The organism is Streptomyces sp. NBC_00670 (genome assembly GCF_036226765.1).
Taxonomy (GTDB): domain Bacteria; phylum Actinomycetota; class Actinomycetes; order Streptomycetales; family Streptomycetaceae; genus Streptomyces.
The window spans coordinates 2991105-3013697 of sequence record NZ_CP109017.1 but is presented as its reverse complement, the minus strand read 5'-3'; the positions used below and the strand labels follow the sequence as shown (position 1 = coordinate 3013697).

The following is a 22593-nucleotide window of genomic DNA, read 5'->3' as shown; positions in this document are numbered from 1 at the left end:
GTGCGTTGTCGGCCGACGGCCGGTGGGGCGACGAGCCACGACGCACCCGCACCCGCCCACGTACCGTTCACCCCGAGCTCTCAGGCGCTCCCTTGTGCTCCACCCCGCTCATTTTGTTCCGCCAGGAAACAATTCACCCACACTTCTGCCCACGGAGTGGGCCGCACACCTGCCCCGCCGTCGGAGACAGCTAGGCTCGGGTCCGCGAGCCACCCCGGCCTCGCACCCCGCGTCGGGCCCCGCGGCCCGGCGTACCCGCGTCACATCCCAGAAGGAGATGCTCGTGCCGTCCATCGACGTCGTCGTAGCCCGGGAAATCCTGGACTCCCGAGGCAACCCCACGGTCGAGGTCGAGGTCGGCCTCGACGACGGCAGCACGGGTCGTGCCGCCGTCCCCTCCGGTGCCAGCACCGGCGCCTTCGAGGCCATCGAGCTCCGTGACGGCGACCCGAGCCGCTACCTGGGCAAGGGCGTCGAGAAGGCCGTCCTCGCCGTCATCGAGCAGATCGGCCCGGAGCTGGTCGGCTACGACGCCACCGAGCAGCGCCTGATCGACCAGGCCATGTTCGACCTGGACGCCACCGACAACAAGGGCTCGCTCGGCGCCAACGCCATCCTCGGCGTCTCCCTCGCCGTCGCCCACGCCGCCTCCGAGGCGTCCGACCTGCCGCTCTTCCGCTACCTGGGCGGCCCCAACGCGCACCTGCTGCCGGTGCCGATGATGAACATCCTGAACGGCGGCTCGCACGCCGACTCCAACGTGGACATCCAGGAGTTCATGATCGCCCCGATCGGCGCGGAGTCCTTCTCCGAGGCCCTGCGCTGGGGCGCCGAGGTCTACCACACGCTGAAGAAGGTCCTGAAGAACAAGGGCCTGGCCACCGGCCTCGGCGACGAGGGCGGCTTCGCCCCGAACCTGGACTCCAACCGCGCCGCCCTCGACCTCATCCTGGAGGCGATCAAGGAGGCCGGTTACACCCCCGGCGAGCAGATCGCCCTCGCCCTCGACGTCGCCGCCTCCGAGTTCTACAAGGACGGTAAGTACCTCTTCGAGGGCAAGGAGCGCTCCGCCGCCGAGATGACGGAGTACTACGAGGAGCTCGTCGCGGCCTACCCGCTCGTCTCCATCGAGGACCCGCTGTTCGAGGACGACTGGGCCGGCTGGCACGTCATCACCGAGAAGCTCGGCGACAAGGTGCAGCTCGTCGGCGACGACCTGTTCGTCACCAACCCCGAGCGCCTGGCCCGCGGCATCGAGGAGAACTCGGCCAACGCCCTGCTGGTCAAGGTCAACCAGATCGGCTCGCTGACCGAGACCCTGGATGCCGTCGAGCTGGCCCAGCGCAACGGCTTCAAGTGCATGATGTCCCACCGCTCCGGCGAGACCGAGGACGTCACCATCGCCGACCTGGCCGTCGCCACCAACTGCGGCCAGATCAAGACCGGCGCCCCGGCCCGCTCCGAGCGCGTCGCCAAGTACAACCAGCTGCTGCGCATCGAGGAGATCCTCGACGACGCGGCGGTGTACGCCGGCCGCTCGGCGTTCCCCCGCTTCAAGGGCTGACCCGCCCCCTGTAGGCAGCGTCGTCCGTACGTCCCCGTACCCGGTCCCGTACCGTGTGCGGGGACGTACGCGCGAGACGGGCGCGCGCGACCGCGACGGGAGGCGGAGGACATGGCCGCGAAGGACCGGGACCGGTTCTCGACCGCGACCAGGCTGCGGCTGCTCGGCGAGCAGACGGCGGCCCGGGTCTACCGCTCGCAGACCCGGCGCCAGGCCCGCCGTTCCCGGCTCACCGGCCGCGCGGCGCTGCTCGCCCTGGTGCTGTGCACGATGATCGTGGCGCTGGCGTATCCGATGCGGCAGTACGTCTCCCAGCGGGCCCGGATCGCCGACGAGGAGCGCAAGCAGCAGCAGGCCCGCGAGCGGGTGGAGCAGCTGCGCGACCTCAAGGCCCGCTGGCAGGACGACGCCTACGCCGAGCAGCAGATCCGGCTGCGGCTGCACTACGTGCTGCCGGGGGAGACCGGCTACGTCGTGGCCGACCCCAGCGCCGTCACCCGCACGCGCAGCGACGGCGGCGCGGCGGCGCGCCCCTGGTACGCCAACCTGTGGGACGGCGTCGACCGGGCGGACGCGGCCGTCCGCCGGTGAGACCGTACGGTTCTCGTACGGCAACAGCGGGCCCCGGACCGAACCGGGCCCGTGGCATCACGGAACAGAGAGACTCTTCGACGCGCATGGACACCCCTCCGCCGACCACCCCGCGCACCGCACCCACCGACGCCGACGTGGAGGCGTTCCGGCAGCAGCTCGGCCGGCCGCCGCGCGGGCTGCGCGCGATCGCGCACCGGTGCCCGTGCGGGCAGCCCGACGTCGTCGAGACGGCACCGCGGCTGCCCGACGGCACGCCGTTCCCGACGCTGTACTACCTGACGTGTCCGCGGGCGAACTCCGCGATCGGCACGCTGGAGGCCAATGGCGTCATGAAGGAGATGACCGAACGCCTGGCCGAGGACCCGGAGCTGGCGGCGGCCTACCGCGCCGCCCACGAGGACTATCTGCGGCGCCGGGACGAGATCGAGGAGCTGACGGGCTTCCCCAGCGCGGGCGGCATGCCCGACCGGGTGAAGTGCCTGCACGTCCTGGTGGCGCACGCGCTGGCCGCGGGGCCCGGCGTCAACCCGCTGGGCGACGAGGCGCTGGCGATGCTGCCTCAGTGGTGGCGCAAGGGGCCGTGCGTGACGGTTCCCGGGTCCGGTGACGCACAGGACGCGCACGCCGCACACGAGGAGGACGCCAAGTGACCAGGGTCGCCGCCGTCGACTGCGGTACCAACTCCATCCGGCTCCTCGTCGCCGACGCGGACCCCGCGACCGGTGAACTCACCGATCTGGACCGGCGCATGACGATCGTGCGGCTCGGCCAGGGCGTCGACCGCACCGGCCGGCTCGCCCCCGAGGCGCTGGAGCGTACGTTCGCCGCGTGCCGCGAGTACGCGGCGGTGATCGAGGAGCACGGCGCCGAGCGGGTGCGCTTCGTGGCCACCTCCGCCTCCCGGGACGCCGAGAACCGCGAGGAGTTCGTGCGCGGGGTGGTGGACATCCTCGGCGTGGAGCCGGAGGTCATCACCGGCGACCAGGAGGCCGAGTTCTCCTTCACCGGCGCCACCAAGGAACTCACCGGCCGCACCGACCTCGACCGGCCCTACCTGGTGGTGGACATCGGCGGCGGCTCGACCGAGTTCGTCGTCGGCGACGACTCCGTGCGCGCCGCGCGCTCCGTGGACATCGGCTGCGTACGGATGACCGAGCGGCACCTCCTGGTGGACGGCGCCGTCACCGATCCGCCCACCGAGGAGCAGATCCGGGCCATGCGGGCCGACATCGAGGCCGCCCTCGACCTCGCCGAGGAGACGGTCCCGCTGCGCGAGGCCCGCACCCTGGTCGGCCTCGCGGGCTCGGTCACGACGGTCTCCGCGATCGCCCAGGAGCTGCCGGAGTACGACTCGTCGGTCATCCACCACTCCCGGATCACCCGGGAGCGGGTGCGGGAGATCACCGAGCACCTGCTCCGCTCCACCCACGCCGAGCGCGCGAGGATCCCCTCCATGCACCCCGGCCGCGTGGACGTCATCGGCGCGGGCGCCCTCGTCCTCCTGTCGATCATGGAACGCGTCGACGCGCAGGAGGTCGTGGTCAGCGAACACGACATTCTGGACGGTATCGGCTGGTCGATCGCCCGCTGAGCCGCGGGGACCGGCCGCTCGGAAAAAAATGCGGCGATTGTTCCTTTTGTGTCGTTTGGTGTCTTCCGTGGCGGTGAACTCGGCAAGGGAATCGCTCCGGAAGGAGGGTGACCAAACATGATCACCAGAGAACAGATCCCGACCGTCCTGGACCACCCGGTCTTCGACGACGGTGGTAACAAAATCGGCGAGGCCGCACACGTCTTCCTCGACGACGCCACCGGGCGCCCGGAGTGGGTGACCGTGAAGACGGGCTGGTTCGGCAGCAGCGAGTCCTTCGTGCCCATCCGTGACGCCTCGATGGTCTCCGACCACATCGAGGTTCCGTTCGCCAAGGGCAAGGTCAAGGGCGCGCCGCACGTCGACGTGGACGCCGGTGGTCATCTGTCCGTGGACGAGGAGCACCGCCTCTACGACTACTACGGGGTCCCCTGGGAGGTCCCGGCGGCCGGCACCGGCCGGACACCGGGCGGCACGACGGGCACCGCGGGTACGGCCGGCACGGCCGGGCGCGCGGCGGCCGGGCGTACCGAGCCTGCGGGGCGTACCGAGGCTGCGGGGCGTACTCCGACGGCCGGCGGACGGGCCGCGGCCGGCGACCGGTTCCGGCACGACGACGACGCCATGACGCGCTCCGAGGAGCACCTGCGGGTCGGCGTCGAGCGCCGTGCGACCGGCAGGGCGCGGCTGCGCAAGTACGTGGTCACCGAGGACGTGGAGCAGACCGTGCCGCTGCGCCATGAGGAGGTGCGGATCGAGCGGGAGCCGATCACCGAGGCCAACCGCGGCGACGCGCTCGCCGGTCCGGAGATCGGCGAGGCCGAGCACGAGGTGATCCTGCACGAGGAGCGTCCGGTGGTGGAGACCGAGGCCGTACCCGTCGAACGGGTCCGGCTGACCACCGAGGAGCACACCGAGCAGGAGACCGTCCACGGGCGCGTCCGCAAGGAGCGCATCGAGGGCGACGCGGAGCGGATCGACACGGCGGAGGGCCGTGACGACAGGGGTGAGGGCCGCCGTCGCTGAGCAGGGTTCGCGGTGTCGCGCCCCCTTGCTTCGGGGGTGCGGGCCGCGGAAGAGCTCGGGAGGTGCGGGCGCGTCGGCGGGTGCGGCTCCGTCGTGGTTGCTCGCGCAGTTCCCCGCGCCCCTGAAGACCTGGCGGCGCCCCCTGTTTTCCAGGGGCGCGGGGAACTGCGCGACCAGCCACGCCCTGCCCGCACTCGCCGAACGACCCCGCCCCCCCCATGCTCCGCGGCGCCCTCTCCGAAGGAAGTTCGTGAAGTTCTTCACAAGGATTTCGGCCCTGGTGGGGGACACCGGGCGGCGCCAGGGCCGTTCGGGTGGCTCACCGGGCCACCCGGCCCGCTCGCCCGAGCGTCCCGGAGGGGGCCGACCGACGCCGCACGCAACCCTTGTTCGCACCCTGTGGAGGCTCAAGTGGCTGCTCACGGGCCCTTGACAACGTCCGCCGGTATACCGTGGTTCCCGTTCCGGCCCATGGTGTGGGTCACGTGGGCGGCGCAGTGTAGCAGAGACCCCGGGCAAGCTTGTGAAGGGGCGCACGAGCGACCCCCCTGGGCTGGGTGGATACTCGATGGCATGAGCACCACGGAGCGTCCCAGGATCCTCGTAGTAGGCGGTGGGTACGTAGGCCTGTACGCAGCTCGGCGCATTCTCAAGAAGATGCGCTACGGCGAGGCGACCGTCACGGTCGTCGACCCCCGGTCGTACATGACCTACCAGCCCTTCCTCCCCGAAGCCGCCGCCGGCAGCATCTCCCCCCGGCACGTCGTCGTCCCGCTGCGGCGCGAACTGCCGAAGGAGGCGGAGGTACTCACCGGCCGGGTCACGTCCATCGACCAGGACCGCAAGGTCGCCGCGATCTCGCCGCTCGTCGGCGAGGCGTACGAGCTTCCGTTCGACTACCTGGTCATCGCGATGGGCGCGGTCTCCCGCACCTTCCCGATCCCCGGCCTCGCCGAGCAGGGCATCGGCATGAAGGGCATCGAGGAGGCCATCGGCCTGCGCAACCACGTCCTCGAGCAGCTCGACAAGGCCGACTCGACCACCGACGAGGAGGTCCGCCGCAAGGCGCTCACCTTCGTCTTCGTCGGCGGTGGCTTCGCCGGCGCGGAGACCATCGGTGAGGTCGAGGACATGGCCCGGGACGCGGCCAAGTACTACCGCAACGTCTCCCGCGAGGACATGCGGTTCATCCTCGTCGACGCCGCCGACAAGATCCTCCCCGAGGTCGGCCCCAAGCTCGGCCTGTACGGCAAGGAGCACCTGGAGGGCCGCGGGGTCGAGGTCTACCTCTCGACCTCCATGAACTCCTGCGTGGACGGCCACGTCGTCCTGAAGAACGGCCTCGAGGTCGACTCCAACACCATCGTGTGGACCGCCGGCGTCAAGCCGAACCCGGTGCTGTCCCGCTTCGGGCTGCCGCTCGGCCCGCGCGGCCACGTCGACTGCGCCCCCACCCTCCAGGTGCAGGGCACGGACTACATCTGGGCCGCCGGCGACAACGCCCAGGTCCCGGACCTCGTCGGCCGCAAGGCGGGCAACGAGAACGCCTGGTGCCCGCCGAACGCGCAGCACGCGCTGCGGCAGGCCAAGGTCCTCGGCGACAACGTGATCTCCGGCATGCGGGGCTTCCCGCAGAAGGACTACGAGCACGCCAACAAGGGCGCGGTCGCGGGTCTGGGCCTGCACAAGGGCGTCGCGATGATCGTCATGGGCAAGATGAAGATCAAGCTCCGCGGCCGGCTGGCGTGGTACATGCACCGCGGCTACCACGGCATGGCGATGCCGACGTGGAACCGCAAGATCCGCGTCTTCTCCGACTGGACCCTCGGCATGTTCCTCAAGCGCGAGGTCGTGTCCCTGGGCGCCATGGAGACGCCGCGCGAGGAGTTCTACGAGGCCGCGAAGCCGGCCCCCGTGGCCGCGGCGGCCGCGAAGCCGGAGGAGAAGGCCAAGGCGTCCTGACGCCACGGCACTTCCGGCACCACGCAGTACCCCCGAAGGGGCCGTCCGCCATCCGTGGTGCGGACGGCCCCTTCGCCGTGCCCGGACACCGGCGCCACCGCAGGGGGGAGAAGGAGAGGAAAGCGCCGGACGCACGGGCGTCGTCGGCGCTGGGTGGTGACGGGGATGGTGCCCGGAGCCGGACTTGAACCGGCACGCCCGCGTACGGGCAGCGAGGTTTAAGCTCGCCGTGTCTGCTTTCCACCATCCGGGCAGGCCGTGGGCTCCGCATAGAGTGCTCCGAGCCTATCGGGACGCGTCACTCGAACAGCGGCCGGGGAAGGCCATGTTGTCTTATTTTATTGGCGCCTGAGGGAGCATCAGCACCCGGTACGGGCCATCCGCACTTGCCACCAGCCTTGTCGGCGGGCGTCGGCGAGGCAGACGGAATGACGTAATTTCACCGCCGCGAGGGACGGGTTCGCAGGGCCGCGCGAGGCCCCGACGACAGGGTGAGCAACCGCTTTCCCGGGGGCCGGGTCGTTCTGAGGTATGACGCCGGGCCGCCGGGTCAGCCCAGAGGGGGCCACGAGAACCGGACGGGCGGGGGACTCCACGGGGCCGCGCGGAACGGAGCATGGAGGAGTACCCCTCGCCGCCGTCCCGACAGGAGCACCCTCCCGTGACCACCTTCCCCCTCGCCGACCGGACCACCGGTGTGGCCGCCCGCGCCACGGAACTGTCGAAGGTCTACGGACAGGGCGAGACCCAGGTGGTCGCCCTGGACCGGGTCACCGTCGACTTCGCGCAGGCCCGGTTCACCGCGATCATGGGCCCCTCCGGGTCCGGCAAGTCCACGCTGATGCACTGCGTGGCCGGCCTCGACTCGTTCAGCAGCGGTTCCGTGCGCATCGGCGAGACCGAACTGGGCTCGCTCAAGGACAAGCAGCTCACCCGGCTGCGCCGGGACAAGATCGGGTTCATCTTCCAGGCGTTCAACCTGCTGCCCACGCTGAACGCGCTGGAGAACATCACGCTCCCCATGGACATCGCGGGCCGCAGGCCCGACAAGGAGTGGCTGGACCGGGTCATCGAGATGGTCGGCCTGTCCGGGCGGCTCGGGCACCGGCCCAGCCAGCTCTCCGGCGGCCAGCAGCAGCGCGTCGCGGTGGCCCGGGCACTCGCCTCCCAGCCGGAGATCATCTTCGGCGACGAGCCCACCGGCAACCTCGACTCCCGCTCGGGCGCCGAGGTGCTGGGCTTCCTGCGCAACTCCGTGCGCGAACTCGGGCAGACGGTGGTCATGGTCACGCACGACCCGGTGGCCGCGGCCTACGCGGACCGGGTCGTCTTCCTGGCCGACGGACGCATCGTCGACGAGATGCGGGAGCCGAGCGCGGACGCGGTGCTCGACCGCATGAAGCGGTTCGACGTCAAGGGCCGCACGAGCTGACGCCGGTGCACCCGCGCGCCCCGCGCGCGGGCCCGCGCCGCCGGCGCGCGCCCCCCCGTCCTGCCCCACTCCCCTCTACTGGACTGAGTAGCCCCATGTTCCGTACCGCCCTGCGCAACGTCTTCGCGCACAAGGCGCGGTTGCTGATGACCGTCCTCGCCGTGATGCTCGGCGTCGCCTTCGTCTCCGGCACCCTCGTCTTCACCAACACCATCTCGGACGCCTACCAGAAGAGCTCCGCCAAGGGCTTCGACCAGGTCGACGTCGCCGTCCGGGCCGAGGGCCGCGAGGACAGCGGCGACACCCTCGCCAAGCAGCCCGAACTGACGGACGCGCTTCTGAAGAAGGCCGCCGGCGTGGACGGCGCCCGCTCCGCGACCGGCGTCGTCAGCGGCTTCACCGCCCTCGCCGACAAGGACGGCGACCTCATCGGCAACGGCTTCCAGTCCCAGGGCGGCAACTACTGGGGCACCGACGACCCCCGCTACCCGCTGACCGAGGGTCGCGCCCCGCGCGGCGCGAACGAGATCCTCGTCGACTCCGAGACCGCCCGCCGGGCCGGCTACCACGTCGGCGACACCGTACGGATGTCGGTCGACGGCCCCGTGCTGACGCCGCGCATCACCGGCATCTTCACCACCGACGACGGCAACGTCGCCGCCGGCGGCAGCCTGACCCTCTTCGACACCGCCACCGCCCAGAAACTCTTCGGCAAGCCCGGCACGTACGACGAGATCGACGTCAGGGCCGCCGCCGGCACCAGCCAGACGCAGCTGCGCGCCGCCCTCGACGCGGCGCTGCCCGCCGACACCGTCGAGACCACCACCGGCAAGAAGCTCGCCGACGACCAGGCGGAGGCGATCGCCTCCTCGATGAGCGGGCTCAAGCAGGGGCTGCTGGTCTTCGCCGGGATCGCGCTGTTCGTCGGCACGTTCATCATCGCCAACACCTTCACCATGCTGGTCGCCCAGCGCACCAAGGAGCTCGCGCTGCTGCGCGCGGTCGGCGCCTCCCGCCGTCAGGTCACCCGCTCGGTGCTGATCGAGGCGTTCGTCGTCGGCCTGGTCGCCGCCGTGACCGGGCTGCTCGTCGGCGTCGGCATCGGGGCCGGGCTGCGCGCCCTGATCGGCACCTTCGGCGCCGCCGTCCCGGACGGCCCGCTGGTGATCACCTCGGGTACGGTCGGGGCCGCGCTGGCCGTCGGTGTCCTCGTCACCATGGTCGCCGCCTGGCTGCCCGGCCGCCGGGCCGCGAAGATCCCGCCGGTCGCCGCGATGAGCAGCCTGCACGCCAAGGCCACCACCAAGTCCCTCGTCGTCCGCAACACCCTCGGCTCGCTGCTGGCCGGGGCCGGCATCGCGACCGTGCTCTACGGGACCACCCTGAGCGGCTCCGACGGCCAGGCCCCCATGGGGCTCGGCGCCGTCCTGCTGGTGATCGGTGTCTTCGTCCTCACCCCGCTGCTGTCCCGCCCGCTGATCGCCGCCGCGGCCCCGGTGCTGCGCGTCTTCGGCATGGCGGGCAGGCTGGCCCGCCAGAACTCGGTGCGCAACCCGCGTCGCACCGCCGCCACCGCCTCCGCGCTGATGATCGGACTGACCCTCATCACCGGCATGACGGTGATAGCGGGCAGCGTGCAGAGCGCGATCGACAAGATGGCGTCCTCCTCGATCCGCGCGGACTACGTCGTCTCCCTGGCCAACGGCAACATGCTCTCCCCGGACGTCGAGAAGAAGCTCGGGTCGGCCGACGGCGTCACCGGCGTCAGCCCGCTGCGCAACGTCCCCGCTCGCGTCGACGGCCACACCGAGGACCTCACCGGCGTCAACGGCGCCACCATCGGCAAGCTCACCGACCTGACCATGGAGAGCGGCACCTTCCGGGTGGACGGCACGCACATCGTCATCGACGACGACAGCGCCAAGGAGCACGGCTGGAAGACCGGCTCGCGCCTTCCCGCCGGCTTCGAGGACGGCACCAGGCAGACGCTGACCGTGGCCGGGGTCTACCAGGGCAACGAGATGTTCAGCGACATCATGGTGGACGACGCCACCGTCACCCCGCACCTGGACGACGTCTCCGACACGCTGGTCATGGTCAGCACCTCCGGTGGTGCCTCGGACGGGGCCAAGGACCGGCTGGAGAAGACGCTCGGCGACAACCCCGGCATCCAGGTCCAGGACAAGAAGGACATCTCCGACGGCATCGCGCAGATGTTCACCCTGATGCTGAACATGCTCTACGGGCTGCTCGCCATGGCCGTCATCGTCGCCGTCCTCGGCGTCATCAACACCCTGGCCATGTCGGTCTTCGAGCGCTCCCAGGAGATCGGCATGCTGCGCGCGATCGGCCTGGACCGGCGTGGCATCAAGCGCATGGTCCGGCTGGAGTCGCTCGTCATCTCGCTCTTCGGCGGGGTGCTCGGCATCGGGCTCGGCGTGTTCTTCGGCTGGGCGGCCGGACAGTTGTTCAGCACCAGCATGCCGACGTACGAACTGATCCTGCCCTGGGGCCGGATGGCGGTCTTCCTGCTCCTCGCGGGCCTGGTCGGCATCCTGGCCGCGCTGTGGCCGGCCCGCCGCGCGGCCCGGCTGAACATGCTGACGGCGATCAAGTCGGAGTAGCCCGCACGCGCGCGTGCACGGCGCACGGCGAAGGCCGCTCCGGAGGAACCCGGGGCGGCCTTCGCCGTGTACCGCTCGCGCTCAGTTCCAGGTGCGGGCCCGCAGCGGCATCCCCGAGTCGCCGGAGTCGGGGGTGCGCACGGCGAGGACCTGGTTGACCCCGATGCGGTTGCGTTCGAACGCCAGCGCGGAGGCGGCCATGTACAGCCGCCAGACGCGGGCCCGGCCGGGGCTGGTGAGCTCCTTGGCCCGCACCCACTGGGCCTCCAGGTTGGCCACCCAGCGGCGCAGCGTGAGGGCGTAGTGCGCGCGCAGCGACTCCACGTCGCGGACCTCGAAGCCGGCCCGCTCCAACTGCGTCACCGTGGTGCCGATCGGGGCGAGTTCGCCGTCGGGGAAGACGTAGGCGTCGATGAACTCGTCGACGTCGTACGCCGACTCGTCGCGCAGCGGGCGCCGGGCGATCTGGTGGTTCAGCAGCCGCCCGCCGGGCGCGAGGAGCGCGTACAGGTCCTGCGCGTACTCCAGATACCGCTTGGCGCCCACGTGTTCGGCCATACCGATGGAGGAGATGGCGTCGTACGGGCCGTCCTTGACGTCCCGGTAGTCCTGGACGCGGATCTCCACGCGGTCGGTGAGGCCCTCGTCGGCGACGCGCTTGCGGGCGTGGGCGGCCTGCTCCTGGGAGAGGGTGACGCCGACGACGTGCACGCCGTGCTCGCGGGCGGCGTGCACCGCCATCGAGCCCCAGCCGCAGCCGACGTCCAGCAGCCGCTGACCGGGCTTCAGGGCGAGCTTGCGGCTGACGAGTTCGAGCTTGTCGCGCTGGGCCAGCTCCAGGGTGGAGTCGGGGGACTCCCAGTAGGCGCAGGAGTAGACCATGGAGGGGCCGAGGACGAGTTCGTAGAAGTCGTTCCCGACGTCGTAGTGGTGGCTGATCGCCTGGCGGTCGCTGCGCTTGGTGTGCAGATGGCCGCGGACCCGGCGGACCTCCTCGCGGGGCGGGGCGGGCGGCGGCAGCGGCCCGGCGAGCGCGAACAGCCCGCGGGCGGCGGACCGGAACTCGGGGTCGCGCAGCGCCTGGGCGAGCGTACGGGCGTCCTCGCCGCGCTCCCAGAGGAGGCCGGAGAGCAGGCCGAGCGCGGTGTAGAGGTCGCCGTCGACGCCGAGGTCGCCGGAGACCCAGGCGCGGGCGAGGCCCAGCTCACCGGGTTTCCACAGCAGACGGCGCAGGGCGCGGCGGTTGCGGACGACGAGGGCGGGGGCGTCGGGCGGGCCGGCCTCCGAGCCGTCCCAGGCACGGATACGGATGGGGAGCGGGGTGGCAAGCAGTTGTTCGATGAGGCCCTTCAGCCGCGACGCGGCGTCTGCCATGGCGTGCACCTCCGTGAGTCCGGTCCCGGAACGACGAACACCACGTAAACACCGGACGGGCTCAGACACACTCCCGCGTTGGAGTTATGTCTCGGCAAAATACGTGTACCGGCCATGATTCACGCCGGCGAGGAGTCCGAGGCGTTCCTCCGAGGGGGTTCCGGGCTCGGCGGCGTAGATGATCAGGTCGTACACCGCCCGCTGGGGCAGGGGCAGGTGCAGATCGCGGAAGGTCAGCTCCAGCCGGCCGGCCCGGGGATGGTTCAGCCGCTTGACGCCCTCGTGACGGATCCGGACGTCGTGACTGGCCCACATGGTGCGGAAGTCCGGGCTGAGCGTGGACAGTTCGCCGACGAGCTCGCGCAGGGCCCGGTCGTGGGGGTTCCGCCCGGCCTCGGCGCGGAGCACGGCGACCGTGGCCCGCGCGCCCTCCTCCCAGTCGACGAAGAAGTCGGCGGAGCCGGGGTCGAGGAAGAAGTAGCGGGGGAAGTTGGCGCGGCCCCGCTCCCCGGTGGTGCCGCTGTCGAACATCGGCGCGTAGACGGCCCTGCACAGGGCGTTGCTCGCGACGATGTCCAGCCGGCCGCTGCGCACGAAGGCGGGGGCCATGGTCATGGAGTCCAGCATCCACTGGACGGAGGGCGGGAGCGTGACGTCCGCGCGGTGTCGCGGCGCGCGGCGGGCGGGGCGGGCCGCCCTGGCCAGTTCGCGCAGGTAGGTGCGCTCGTCCTCGTCGAGGAGCAGCGCCCGCGCGACCGCTTCCAGCACCTCCTCGGAGACGCCGCCGATGTGGCCCTTCTCCAGCCGGGTGTACCACTCGGTGCTCACGCCGGCCAGGGCCGCGACCTCCTCGCGCCGCAGTCCGGGGACCCTTCGGCGCCGGCCGGTGGGCAGTCCGAGCCGCTCGGGCAGGAGCTTGGCGCGTCGGCTGACGAGGAAGTCGCGGATCTCCGCGCGGTTGCCGGCGGCGGGATCACCGGTGCGGTCTTCGGAGGGGGCGGCCATCCGTCCACGGTACTCACGCCCCGGCCGGGAGGGAGGTCGCGTCTGTACCCCCTATAAAGGCGGCCTTGTCCGCCTCCGAGGGCGCCGGTTTCGTGGGGGTCGGCGGACTTCGGCGGCGCCGCTTCGACGCGACCGCCGTCCGCCTTCACCCCCTCACACCTCATCGGGAGCACGACCATGTCCAGCAGGACCGTACTGATCACCGGCGCGACCAGCGGCATCGGCGCCCACACCGCGCGGTTGCTCCTCGACCGCGGCCACCGGGTGGCGGTCACCGGCCGCGACGAGAGCAAACTGAAGACCTTCCTGGACGAGACCGGTCACGCCGACCGGCTGCTCGGTCTGGTCGCGGACGCGGCCGACTGGGCGGCCACCGAGTCGGCCGTGGCCCGGACGGTGGAGCGTTTCGGCGCCCTCGACGCGGCGGTGGCCAACGCCGGGTTCATGACCGGTGACTCCATCGGGGCCGGCGACCCGACGTCGTGGGCGCCGATGGTCCTCACCAACGTCCTCGGCCCCGCCCTGCTCGCCCACGCCGCCCTGCCCCACCTCGAGGCGGCCGGCGGCCGGCTGGTGCTCATCGGCAGCGTCGCCGGGCTGAAGAACTCTCCCGCCAACCTCTACTCGGCCACCAAGTGGGCCACCACCGGGCTCGCCGAGAACCTGCGCCTGCACGCCACGGGTCGCGGCGTCGGCGTCACCCTCGTCAACCCCGGCATGATCGACACACCCTTCTGGCGGGGCGCCGGCGTTCCCCCCTTCGCCCTGTCCCCCCAGCCCGTCGCCGAGGCCGTCGGCTTCGCCCTCGACCAGCCGGCGGGCGTCGACCTCAACACCCTGACCGTCCGGCCCCTGGGCCAGCCCGCCTGACCGTTGACAGAAGGCGTTCCGGGCCGGAAACTCGGGTCAACTCAAGTGAAGAGAATTTCACCTGGCGAACAGGACCGTTCCGCCCACCCGACCCGTCCCGCCCCCGAAGGGAACGCCCGATGCGCACCACCGTCGGCATCATCGGAGCCGGCCCCGCCGGTCTCCTCCTCGCCCGTCTGCTCCACAACGCCGGCATCGCCTCGGTCGTCCTCGAAAGCCGCGACCGCGCCTACGTCGAGCAGCGCCAGCGCGCCGGCATCCTCGAACAGGGCACCGTCGACGTGCTGCGCGCCGCCGGGGCCGGGGCGCGGATGGACCGCGAGGGGCTGCGCCACGACGGCATCGAACTCCGCTTCGACCGCCGCCGTCACCGCGTGGACTTCCCCGGTCTCACCGGCGGCCGCGCGGTGATGGTCTACGCGCAGACCGAGGTCTGCAAGGACCTCATCGCACTCCAGCTCGCCGAGGGCGGCCCGCTGCTGTTCGAGGCGGAGGCGCTCGCCGTGGAGGGCGCCGACACCGACGCGCCCCTCGTGCGGTTCCGGCACGAGGGGCGCGAGGACGTCCTGGAGTGCGACTACGTCGTCGGCTGCGACGGCTTCTGGGGCGTCGCCCGCAAGGCGATCCCCGAAGAGCTGACCCGGGTGTTCGAACGGACGTACCCCTTCGGCTGGCTCGGCATCCTCGCCGACGTCGCCCCCTCCCACGACGAGCTGGTCTACGCCCGCCACGACCGCGGCTTCGCCCTGCTGAGCATGCGCTCCCCCTCGGTCTCCCGGCTCTACCTCCAGGTCCCCGCGGACACCGACGCCGCCACCTGGACCGACGAGGCGATCTGGGACGAGCTGGAGCGCCGCTTCGAGACCGCCGACGACTGGCGGCTGGAGCGCGGGCCGGTCACCCAGAAGTCCGTCACCCCGATGCGCAGTTTCGTCCACGAGCCCATGCGCCACGGCCGCCTCTTCCTCGCGGGCGACGCCGCCCACATCGTGCCGCCGACCGGCGCCAAGGGGCTCAACCTCGCCGTCGGCGACGTCGTCACCTTCGCCCGCGCCCTCGTCCACCAGCGGGACACCGGTTCGAGCGAACGGCTCGACGCCTACTCCGAGACCTGTCTGCGCCGGGTCTGGCAGGCCGAGCGGTTCAGCTACGACATGACGACGCTGCTGCACCCGGCCCCCGGCGCCACCCCCTTCGAGAACCGCCTCCAGGTGGCCCGCCTCGACCGGATCGCCGGCTCCCGCGCCGCCGAGACCGATCTGGCGGAGGCCTACACGGGCTTCCCGTTCGACTGACCGCCCCTGCGATGTCACACCCGGCGCGTACGGTGACAGCGCGGGGGAAAGATCCTCCCCAAGCAGTAGAGTCAATCTTTTGCGAAGCCATTACCCTTGAGGCCAAGGCCGCGCAGGGTGGCCATGGAGGAGTGAAATGAGGAGCAGCAACCCGGTCTTCTCGCGACGGGGGTTCAGCCGCGACAACGGCTACGCCGGCTTCAACACCGCGCCGCAGGCCGGGGGCCCCGCTGTCGGCACGCAGGCCAACCCCTACGCGCAGGGCAACCCGTACGCCCCGCAGGGCGGCAACCCGTACGCCCAGAACCCCTACGCCCAGCAGTACGGCCAGGGCGCCCCGCCGCAGGCCCCGGCCGCCCCCGGCCGGATGACGATGGACGACGTCGTCTCGCGCTCCGCCCTGACGCTCGGCACGGTCGCCGTCGGCGCCGCGCTCGCCTGGGCCCTGCTGCCGGTCTCCACCACCAGCTACGGCCTGGCGATCGGCTCCGCGCTCATCGCCTTCGTCCTGGCGATGGTGCAGTCCTTCAAGCGCAAGGCCTCGCCCGCGCTGATCCTCGGGTACGCCGCCTTCGAGGGCGTCTTCCTCGGGGTGTTCAGCGAGATGTTCAACTCGCGCTGGAGCGGCGCCCCGTTCCAGGCGGTGCTCGGCACCATGGCGGTCTCCGGCGCCACGCTGCTCGTCTACAAGGCGGGCTGGATCCGGGTCACCGCGCGGTACGCCCGGATCGGCATGGCCATCGCCGTCGCCTTCATCGCGGTGTTGGCGGTCAACCTGCTGCTGGTCGCCTTCGGCGTCGCCGAGGACGGCGGGCTGCGCAGCTTCGGTCCGCTCGGCGCGATCGTCGGCATCATCGCGATCCTGCTCGGCGCGTTCTTCCTGACGCTCGACTTCAAGCAGATCGAGGACGGCATCGCCTACGGCGCCCCGCGCGAGGAGTCCTGGCTGGCCGCGTTCGGCCTGACCATGACCCTGGTGTGGATCTACATCGAGATGCTGCGGCTGGTGGCGATCTTCAGCAGCAGCGACTGACGCGCGGCACACCGCGCCGACGCGCGGCACAACGCGCCGAAGGGCTCCGTACGGTCGAAGCGACGACCGTACGGAGCCCTTCCGTATGCGGCGGTGGCGGGGAGCGGGGACCGGCGGCGGGTCAGAGCAGTCTGCGCGCGGCCCGGCGCAGGTCGTACTCGTGGACGAGCGCCTTGGCGTGGCCGTAGGCGAGGTTGTGCTCACTGCGGAGCCAGCTGACCTTCTCCTCGAAACGGACGAGGGCGGGGCCTTCTTCGACGGTGCGCAGCCAGTCGGCGACCTCACGACCGGTGCAGTGGGGGATACGGGCGAGCAGATTGCGATGGGTCTCTGCGGAGAAGACTTGGGACATCGGCGCCTCCGGACGCGAGCGATGAATCCGGTCCTTCAGGTCACCGTGCCTGAGCGTTCGCCCGTTGGCAACAGTCCCGTCCGGACGCGTACGCTCGCGCCGTGCTTGATACGACGCCTTTGACGCGGGCTGTGGACCACTTCGCCGACCGGCTGCGGGCCGCCCCGCAGAGCCGGCTCCAGCGCGGGGCGGCGGCCGAGGCACTGGGGCTGGCCAGGGAACTGGCACGGCGTGCCCAGCTCCTGGAGGAGCCCTCGGCGACCCCCCGGGAGATGCCGGACGCGGGCATGTTCGCGGCGGCGGACCAGATCACCGTCGCCGGACAGGATCTGGCCCTCGTACTGGAGGACGAGGAGGCGCTGGACCGGGCGATGACCCTGGTGGCGGAGGCCCAGCAGCGCGCGGGGGTGTGAAGCGGTGCGGCGGGGCGTGAGGGAGCGCGCGGGCGCCCCCGAAGCGCTCAGAGTGAGGCTCAGAGGGAAGCGATGACCCGGTCGGCCAGGATGTACACGCTCTCCTCGCCGCACTCGAACGTCAGGCTGTACGCGCCCGAGACGCCCGAACCGCCGAGCAGCACCGGGGTCCCGCCCGCGTGCAGCGCGACCGCCAGGCGCTCCGCGGTCTCGCGGTGGCCCGGGGTCATGCACAGCGTCGTCCCGTCGGCGAAGACGTAGACGTCCAGGGTGCCCAGCGGGCCCGGGCGGACGTCGGCCAGCGCGGTACGGGAGGCGGCGAGCTCCTCCAGACACGCGACCGTGCGCTCGTGGTCGCCGACGACGGGCGAGGGGCCCGGCACGAAGTCCGGGTGCGAGGGGTGGCGGCGGCGGGCGGCGGCCAGCTCGGCCGGATCGACGGCCGGTTCGCCCTCCTCCAGCGGGGGCTCGGTCACCGGCTCCAGCGCCTCGTGCTCCAGGCCGGCGAGGTCCGCCTGGCGGGGCAGGAACAGCTCACCGCCGGGCAGTCCGCCCAGGATCGGGGGCGCGTCGATGTCACGGGCCTCCTGGGCGGCCCAGAAGGCGCGGGCCTCGGCCAGCTCCCGCTCCCGCTCCTCGGCCAGGGCCTCGGCCACGGCGGCGCGTATCTCGTCGGTGTCCGCCGCGGTGCGCGCGGCCGGCACGACGGCCGACGCGTGCGCCGCACGGCTCTCGGCGAGTTCGGTGTGCAGGGCCGCGACCTGCCGGCGCAGCGACTTGAGGCTGCGCAGGGCGGCGACACCCACGGCCGCGGTGGTGGCCGTGGTGAGCAGCAGAGCAATCGGCATGGCGCTCACGGACGTACTCCCGGTTCGGTCGACCCCCGACTTCCTACATCAGCTTGAAGGGCGGACTATCGAGCTGTCAGTGCGTAACGTCACGAACCGGACAACTCATGGGGCGCCCGGGGACTCTGGGGCAGCGTGCCGACCGCTGTGACCTGGGGGTATCTCTCACAGGAGCGAGATAGGTCACATCATGGGGGAGATTGGATCACAAAACGGCCCGGAGCCGTGTGGAAGCGGAACTCCGGGCCGTACGTGCGCGGGCGCGTGACGGCGTGCGCGGGGGTGGCGGGGCGCAGTGCGCGCCCCCCGTCTCAGCTGAGGCGCTCGATCACCATGGCCATGCCCTGGCCGCCGCCGACGCACATCGTCTCCAGGCCGAACTGCTTGTCGTGGAACTGGAGCGAGTTGATCAGCGTGCCGGTGATGCGGGCACCCGTCATGCCGAACGGGTGGCCGACGGCGATGGCGCCGCCGTTGACGTTCAGCTTGTCCAGGTCGATGCCCAGGTCGCGGTAGGAGGGGATCACCTGGGCGGCGAAGGCCTCGTTGATCTCGACGAGGTCGATGTCGTCGATGCCGAGACCCGCGCGCTTGAGCGCCTGGTTGCTGGCCTCGACCGGGCCGTAGCCCATGATCTCGGGGGAGAGACCGGAGACGCCGGTGGACACGATCCGGGCCAGCGGGGTCAGGCCCAGCTCGCGGGCCTTGGTGTCGCTCATGATGACGACCGCGGCGGCGCCGTCGTTGAGCGGGCAGCAGTTGCCGGCGGTGACCAGGCCGTCGGGGCGGAAGACCGGCTTCAGGCCGGCGACGCCCTCCATGGTGACGCCGGGGCGGGGGCCGTCGTCCTTGCTGACGACCGTGCCGTCCGGGAGCGTCACGGGGGTGATCTCCCGCTCCCAGAAGCCGTTGGCGAGGGCCTGCTCGGCGAGGTTCTGCGAGCGGACGCCGAACTCGTCCATCTCCTCGCGGGTGATGCCCTTGAGGCGGGCCAGGTTCTCGGCGGTCTGGCCCATCGCGATGTACGGGTCGGGGACCAGGCCGTCCTCGCGGGGGTCGTGCCAGGTCGCGCCCTCCTGCTCGGCGGTGGCGGCGGTGCGGGCCTCGGCCTCGGCGAACAGCGGGTTGTGCGTGTCCGGGAGGCTGTCGGAGTTGCCCTTGGTGTAGCGGGAGACCATCTCGACGCCGGCCGAGATGAAGACGTCGCCCTCGCCGGCCTTGATGGCGTGCAGGGCCATGCGGGAGGTCTGGAGCGAGGAGGAGCAGTAGCGGGTGACGGTGCAGCCGGGCAGGTGGTCCATGCCCATCTGTACGGCGACGATGCGGCCGAGGTTGTTGCCCTGTTCGCCGCCGGGGAGGCCGCAGCCGAGCATCAGGTCGTCGATGTCCTTCGGGTCGAGACCCGGGACCTTGGCGAGGGCGGCCTGGATGACGGTGGCGGTGAGGTCGTCGGGGCGGAGGTCCTTGAGGGAGCCCTTGAAGGCGCGGCCGATGGGGGAGCGGGCGGTCGAGACGATGACGGCTTCGGGCATCACGGCTCCATTGGCTTCACGGGGGTGGGCGGGCAGGGCTGATTGGGAAGCTACCCGTCCGTATGGCTGAGGTCACGGTTGCCGGCGTGTGACACGGGCCGCACTTTCCAAGCGCTTGCTTTGGCTGCCGGTGAGTTTCTTCACCCCCGCCGCCCCTACCCTTCCCGTCCTTCACCCGGGGGGGGAGGTGGAGGGGGTGGGTGGGTCGGTGAGGGGTGGGGTGGGGTGGGCGGGGTTGTCGACCGAGTGCGGACCGGTGCGGCTTGCTCGCGCAGTTCCCCGCGCCCCTAACGGGGCGCCCCGTTAGGGGCGCGGGGCTGTGTTGGATCTGCCGGCTCCGCCGCGCGGGCGCGACCAACCACCACGGACCCGCACCTGCCCGCCGGACGCAGTCCCCCCTTCCCGGGGCCCGGAGGCGGAGCCCCTAGTGGGGGGCCTCGGCCGGGGTGGGGTCCGGGGCGGGCACCCGGCGCCGGCGGCGGCGCTTGAGGAGGGCCCACGGCCCCCGTGGGCCGACCGGCATCGCCGCCGCGACCTCCGTGCCCGCCTCCGACGCCGCCTCCGCCGCCGCACGGGCGACCGGCAGGAACCCCTCGCGCCGGCTCGCGTCCGGCCGCTCCTCCTCCGGCCACAGCCCCAGCGCCGCGCACACCGTCGGCAGTACCGCCATCGCCGCCGTCGCGTACCCCTCCACCGAGGGGTGGTAGTTGTCGGGGCCGAACAGCTCCCGCGGGTTCGCCTCGAACTCGGGGCCCAGCAGATCGCCCAGCGACACCGTGCGGCCGCCCTGCTCCACCGTCCCGATCGTCTGCGCCGCGGCCAGCTGCCGCGAGGTCCGCCGGGCCAGCCACCGCAGCGGCTGCTGCACCGGCTCGATGGTCCCGAGGTCGGGACACGTGCCGACGACGACCTCCGCCCCCGCCGTCCGCAGCCGCCGCACCGCCGCCGCCAGGCACCGCACCGAGCGGGTCGGCGGCACCCGGTGGGTGACGTCGTTCGCGCCGATCATGATCACGCACACGTCGGGCACCCGCGCCGGGTCGTCCAGCGCCCGCCCGACCTGCCGTTCGAGGTCGTCCGACCGCGCCCCCGTCACCGCCACGTTGCGCAGCTCCACCGGCCGCTCCGCCACCGCCGCGAGCCCGGCCGCGAGCAGCGAGCCCGGCGTCTGCCGCGCCCGGTGCACGCCCTGCCCCGCCGCCGTGGAGTCGCCGAGCATGGTCAGCCGCAGCGGGGGCTCACCGGGCACGGTGAACGCCCGCCCGTAGAGCCCGTCCGCGCTCGGCGGAGGCGCGCTCTGCCCGTTGCCCACATGGCGCTTGGCGAGCTGCATCTCCGCCAGCACCAGGCCCACCGCGGCCGCGCCGACCAGCCCGACGCCGCCACCGCCGTACGCCGCGCCGGCCGCGATCCGCCGGGCCACCCGCGCCCTCGACATGCTCGTCATGCTCCGCAGCCACCTCCTCATAGCCGTACACCCACTGCTTGCCCCGTACGGCCGGTCGGCCAATCTCGACGGGAGGTGGACAGACGGTGAGCACTGGCTGCGGGCAACCTCCTGACCAGCGGAGCGCTTACGCTGGCGGGACCATCACGACCATTTCCCCATCGCTGCGACCGGAGACAACGGTGCGATACCACGACTCGATGATCAGCCTCGTCGGCAACACCCCCCTGGTGCGGCTCAACAGCGTCACCGTCGGCATCGAGGCGACCGTCCTCGCCAAGGTGGAGTACTTCAACCCGGGCGGCTCGGTGAAGGACCGCATCGCGCTGCGCATGATCGAGGCGGCCGAGCAGAGCGGCGAGCTGAAGCCGGGTGGCACGATCGTCGAGCCGACCAGCGGCAACACCGGCGTCGGGCTCGCGATCGTGGCGCAGCAGAAGGGGTACAAGTGCGTCTTCGTGTGCCCCGACAAGGTGAGCACCGACAAGATCAACGTGCTGCGCGCGTACGGCGCCGAGGTCGTCGTCTGCCCGACCGCCGTCGACCCCGAGCACCCGGACTCGTACTACAACGTCTCCGACCGCCTGGTGCGCGAGACCCCGGGCGCCTGGAAGCCGGACCAGTACTCCAACCCGCACAACCCGCTCTCGCACTATCACTCGACCGGCCCCGAGCTGTGGGAGCAGACGGAGGGCCGGATCACCCACTTCGTGGCCGGCGTCGGCACCGGCGGCACCATCTCCGGCACCGGCCGCTACCTCAAGGAGGCGAGCGAGGGCCGGGTGACGGTGGTCGGCGCCGACCCCGAGGGCTCGGTCTACTCCGGCGGCTCCGGGCGTCCGTACCTCGTCGAGGGCGTCGGTGAGGACTTCTGGCCCGAGGCGTACGACCGCGGTGTCGCCGACGAGATCGTCGCCGTCTCCGACAAGGACTCCTTCCAGATGACCCGCCGGCTCGCCAAGGAGGAGGGGCTGCTGGTCGGCGGCTCCTGCGGCATGGCGGTCGTGGCGGCCCTGAAGGTCGCCGAGCGGCTCGGCCCGGACGACGTGGTCGTCGTCCTCCTCCCGGACAGCGGCCGCGGCTACCTCAGCAAGATCTTCAACGACGAGTGGATGGCGGACTACGGCTTCCTGGACGACTCCGGCCCCAGCGCCCGCGTCGGCGACGTGCTGAACCACAAGGAGCACGGCCACATCCCGTCCCTCGTCCACATGCACCCGGACGAGACGGTCGGCCAGGCCATCGACGTGCTGCGCGAGTACGGCGTCTCGCAGATGCCGATCGTGAAGCCGGGCGCGGGCCATCCGGACGTCATGGCCGCCGAGGTCGTCGGCTCGGTGGTCGAGCGGGAGCTGCTCGACGCGCTGTTCGCGAAGCGGGCCTCCCTGGAGGACCCGCTGGAGAAGCACATGTCCGCCCCACTGCCGCAGGTCGGCTCGGGTGAGCCGGTGGCCGACCTGATGACCGTGCTCGGCGCGGCGGACGCGGCGATCGTGCTGGTGGAGGGCAAGCCCACCGGAGTCGTCAGCCGGCAGGACCTGCTGGCCTTCCTGGCCACGTCGGGCAAGCAGTAGCGAACAGGGGGCGGGGGCGCCCGGCTCGCGGTCTTCGCGGAAGTGGTACGCGGGCGT

Annotated in this window: 19 protein-coding genes and 1 tRNA gene; 13 read left to right on the top strand and 7 right to left on the bottom strand. The window is 71.9% G+C overall.

All coding sequences use genetic code 11. The features are described from left to right. Positions 1–283 precede the first annotated feature (283 nt). The 6 genes from eno (at position 284) to OIE12_RS13280 (ending at position 6737) form a co-directional block, all read left to right on the top strand. The gene (gene eno / locus OIE12_RS13305; RefSeq protein WP_329134999.1) at positions 284–1564 is read left to right on the top strand and encodes a phosphopyruvate hydratase; all 1281 of its coding nucleotides are present in this window, start codon (positions 284–286) and stop codon (positions 1562–1564) included. Positions 1565–1675: 111 nt separating this feature from the next. Continuing rightward, positions 1676–2155 (top strand): FtsB family cell division protein, encoded by a 480-nt coding sequence (locus tag OIE12_RS13300; protein WP_329134998.1) that lies wholly within the window; start codon positions 1676–1678, stop codon positions 2153–2155. Positions 2156–2241: 86 nt separating this feature from the next. Then, the gene (locus OIE12_RS13295) at positions 2242–2808 is read left to right on the top strand and encodes a DUF501 domain-containing protein (RefSeq protein ID WP_329134996.1); all 567 of its coding nucleotides are present in this window, start codon (positions 2242–2244) and stop codon (positions 2806–2808) included. Then, positions 2805–3749 carry a Ppx/GppA phosphatase family protein gene (locus OIE12_RS13290; RefSeq protein ID WP_329134994.1) on the top strand — a complete coding sequence of 315 codons (945 nt, stop codon included), beginning with the start codon at positions 2805–2807 and terminating at the stop codon, positions 3747–3749. The genes OIE12_RS13295 and OIE12_RS13290 overlap by 4 nt, the downstream gene beginning before the upstream one ends. A gap of 117 nt (positions 3750–3866) precedes the next feature. Beyond that, positions 3867–4775, top strand: a complete 909-nt coding sequence (locus OIE12_RS13285; RefSeq protein WP_329134992.1) for a PRC and DUF2382 domain-containing protein — start codon at positions 3867–3869, stop codon at positions 4773–4775. Positions 4776–5348: 573 nt separating this feature from the next. Beyond that, entirely contained in the window at positions 5349–6737 is a 1389-nt protein-coding gene (locus OIE12_RS13280) for an NAD(P)/FAD-dependent oxidoreductase (RefSeq protein WP_329134990.1), read from the top strand. 166 nt (positions 6738–6903) lie between these two features. Here OIE12_RS13280 and OIE12_RS13275 read toward each other — a convergent pair. Beyond that, positions 6904–6990, bottom strand: a tRNA-Leu gene (locus OIE12_RS13275). A 408-nt stretch (positions 6991–7398) separates the two neighbouring features. On the opposite strand from OIE12_RS13275, the gene OIE12_RS13270 reads away from it, so the two are divergent. Both OIE12_RS13270 and OIE12_RS13265 read left to right on the top strand, forming a co-directional pair. Beyond that, complete coding sequence (locus OIE12_RS13270; protein ID WP_329134988.1) at positions 7399–8169, top strand: ABC transporter ATP-binding protein; 771 nt, start codon at positions 7399–7401, stop codon at positions 8167–8169. A 95-nt stretch (positions 8170–8264) separates the two neighbouring features. After that, positions 8265–10793 (top strand): ABC transporter permease, encoded by a 2529-nt coding sequence (locus tag OIE12_RS13265; protein WP_329134986.1) that lies wholly within the window; start codon positions 8265–8267, stop codon positions 10791–10793. 81 nt (positions 10794–10874) lie between these two features. Here OIE12_RS13265 and OIE12_RS13260 read toward each other — a convergent pair whose 3' ends face one another. Next, positions 10875–12167, bottom strand: a complete 1293-nt coding sequence (locus tag OIE12_RS13260; RefSeq protein ID WP_329134984.1) for a class I SAM-dependent methyltransferase — start codon at positions 12165–12167, stop codon at positions 10875–10877. Between the two features lie 84 nt (positions 12168–12251). Beyond that, the gene (locus tag OIE12_RS13255; RefSeq protein WP_329134982.1) at positions 12252–13172 is read right to left on the bottom strand and encodes a helix-turn-helix transcriptional regulator; all 921 of its coding nucleotides are present in this window, start codon (positions 13170–13172) and stop codon (positions 12252–12254) included. A 177-nt stretch (positions 13173–13349) separates the two neighbouring features. Between OIE12_RS13255 and OIE12_RS13250 the strand changes: the two genes are divergently transcribed. The 3 genes from OIE12_RS13250 (at position 13350) to OIE12_RS13240 (ending at position 16370) form a co-directional block, all read left to right on the top strand. After that, a complete protein-coding gene (locus tag OIE12_RS13250) occupies positions 13350–14042 on the top strand; it encodes an SDR family oxidoreductase (RefSeq protein WP_329134980.1) in 693 nt (230 codons plus the stop codon). Positions 14043–14161: 119 nt separating this feature from the next. After that, positions 14162–15337: a 4-hydroxybenzoate 3-monooxygenase gene (locus tag OIE12_RS13245; protein ID WP_329134978.1), complete on the top strand. Its 1176-nt coding sequence runs from the start codon at positions 14162–14164 to the stop codon at positions 15335–15337. Positions 15338–15473: 136 nt separating this feature from the next. Next, positions 15474–16370, top strand: a complete 897-nt coding sequence (locus OIE12_RS13240; RefSeq protein ID WP_030377515.1) for a Bax inhibitor-1/YccA family protein — start codon at positions 15474–15476, stop codon at positions 16368–16370. A gap of 121 nt (positions 16371–16491) precedes the next feature. Here the strand turns inward: OIE12_RS13240 and OIE12_RS13235 are convergent, their stop codons facing one another. Then, positions 16492–16722 carry a DUF4287 domain-containing protein gene (locus OIE12_RS13235; RefSeq protein ID WP_030377516.1) on the bottom strand — a complete coding sequence of 77 codons (231 nt, stop codon included), beginning with the start codon at positions 16720–16722 and terminating at the stop codon, positions 16492–16494. Positions 16723–16823: 101 nt separating this feature from the next. Here OIE12_RS13235 and OIE12_RS13230 point away from each other — a divergent pair, with 101 nt between their 5' ends. Beyond that, complete coding sequence (locus tag OIE12_RS13230) at positions 16824–17135, top strand: hypothetical protein (RefSeq protein WP_329134973.1); 312 nt, start codon at positions 16824–16826, stop codon at positions 17133–17135. Between the two features lie 59 nt (positions 17136–17194). Here the strand turns inward: OIE12_RS13230 and OIE12_RS13225 are convergent, their stop codons facing one another. The 3 genes from OIE12_RS13225 to OIE12_RS13215 all read right to left on the bottom strand — a co-directional run bounded on the left by OIE12_RS13225 (position 17195) and on the right by OIE12_RS13215 (position 20962). Beyond that, positions 17195–17983: a hypothetical protein gene (locus OIE12_RS13225; protein ID WP_329141923.1), complete on the bottom strand. Its 789-nt coding sequence runs from the start codon at positions 17981–17983 to the stop codon at positions 17195–17197. A gap of 311 nt (positions 17984–18294) precedes the next feature. Continuing rightward, complete coding sequence (locus tag OIE12_RS13220; protein WP_329134971.1) at positions 18295–19515, bottom strand: acetyl-CoA C-acetyltransferase; 1221 nt, start codon at positions 19513–19515, stop codon at positions 18295–18297. Between the two features lie 424 nt (positions 19516–19939). Next, entirely contained in the window at positions 19940–20962 is a 1023-nt protein-coding gene (locus tag OIE12_RS13215; RefSeq protein WP_329134969.1) for an SGNH/GDSL hydrolase family protein, read from the bottom strand. Between the two features lie 182 nt (positions 20963–21144). Between OIE12_RS13215 and OIE12_RS13210 the strand changes: the two genes are divergently transcribed. After that, a complete protein-coding gene (locus OIE12_RS13210) occupies positions 21145–22536 on the top strand; it encodes a cystathionine beta-synthase (RefSeq protein WP_329134967.1) in 1392 nt (463 codons plus the stop codon). Positions 22537–22593: the final 57 nt, after the last annotated feature.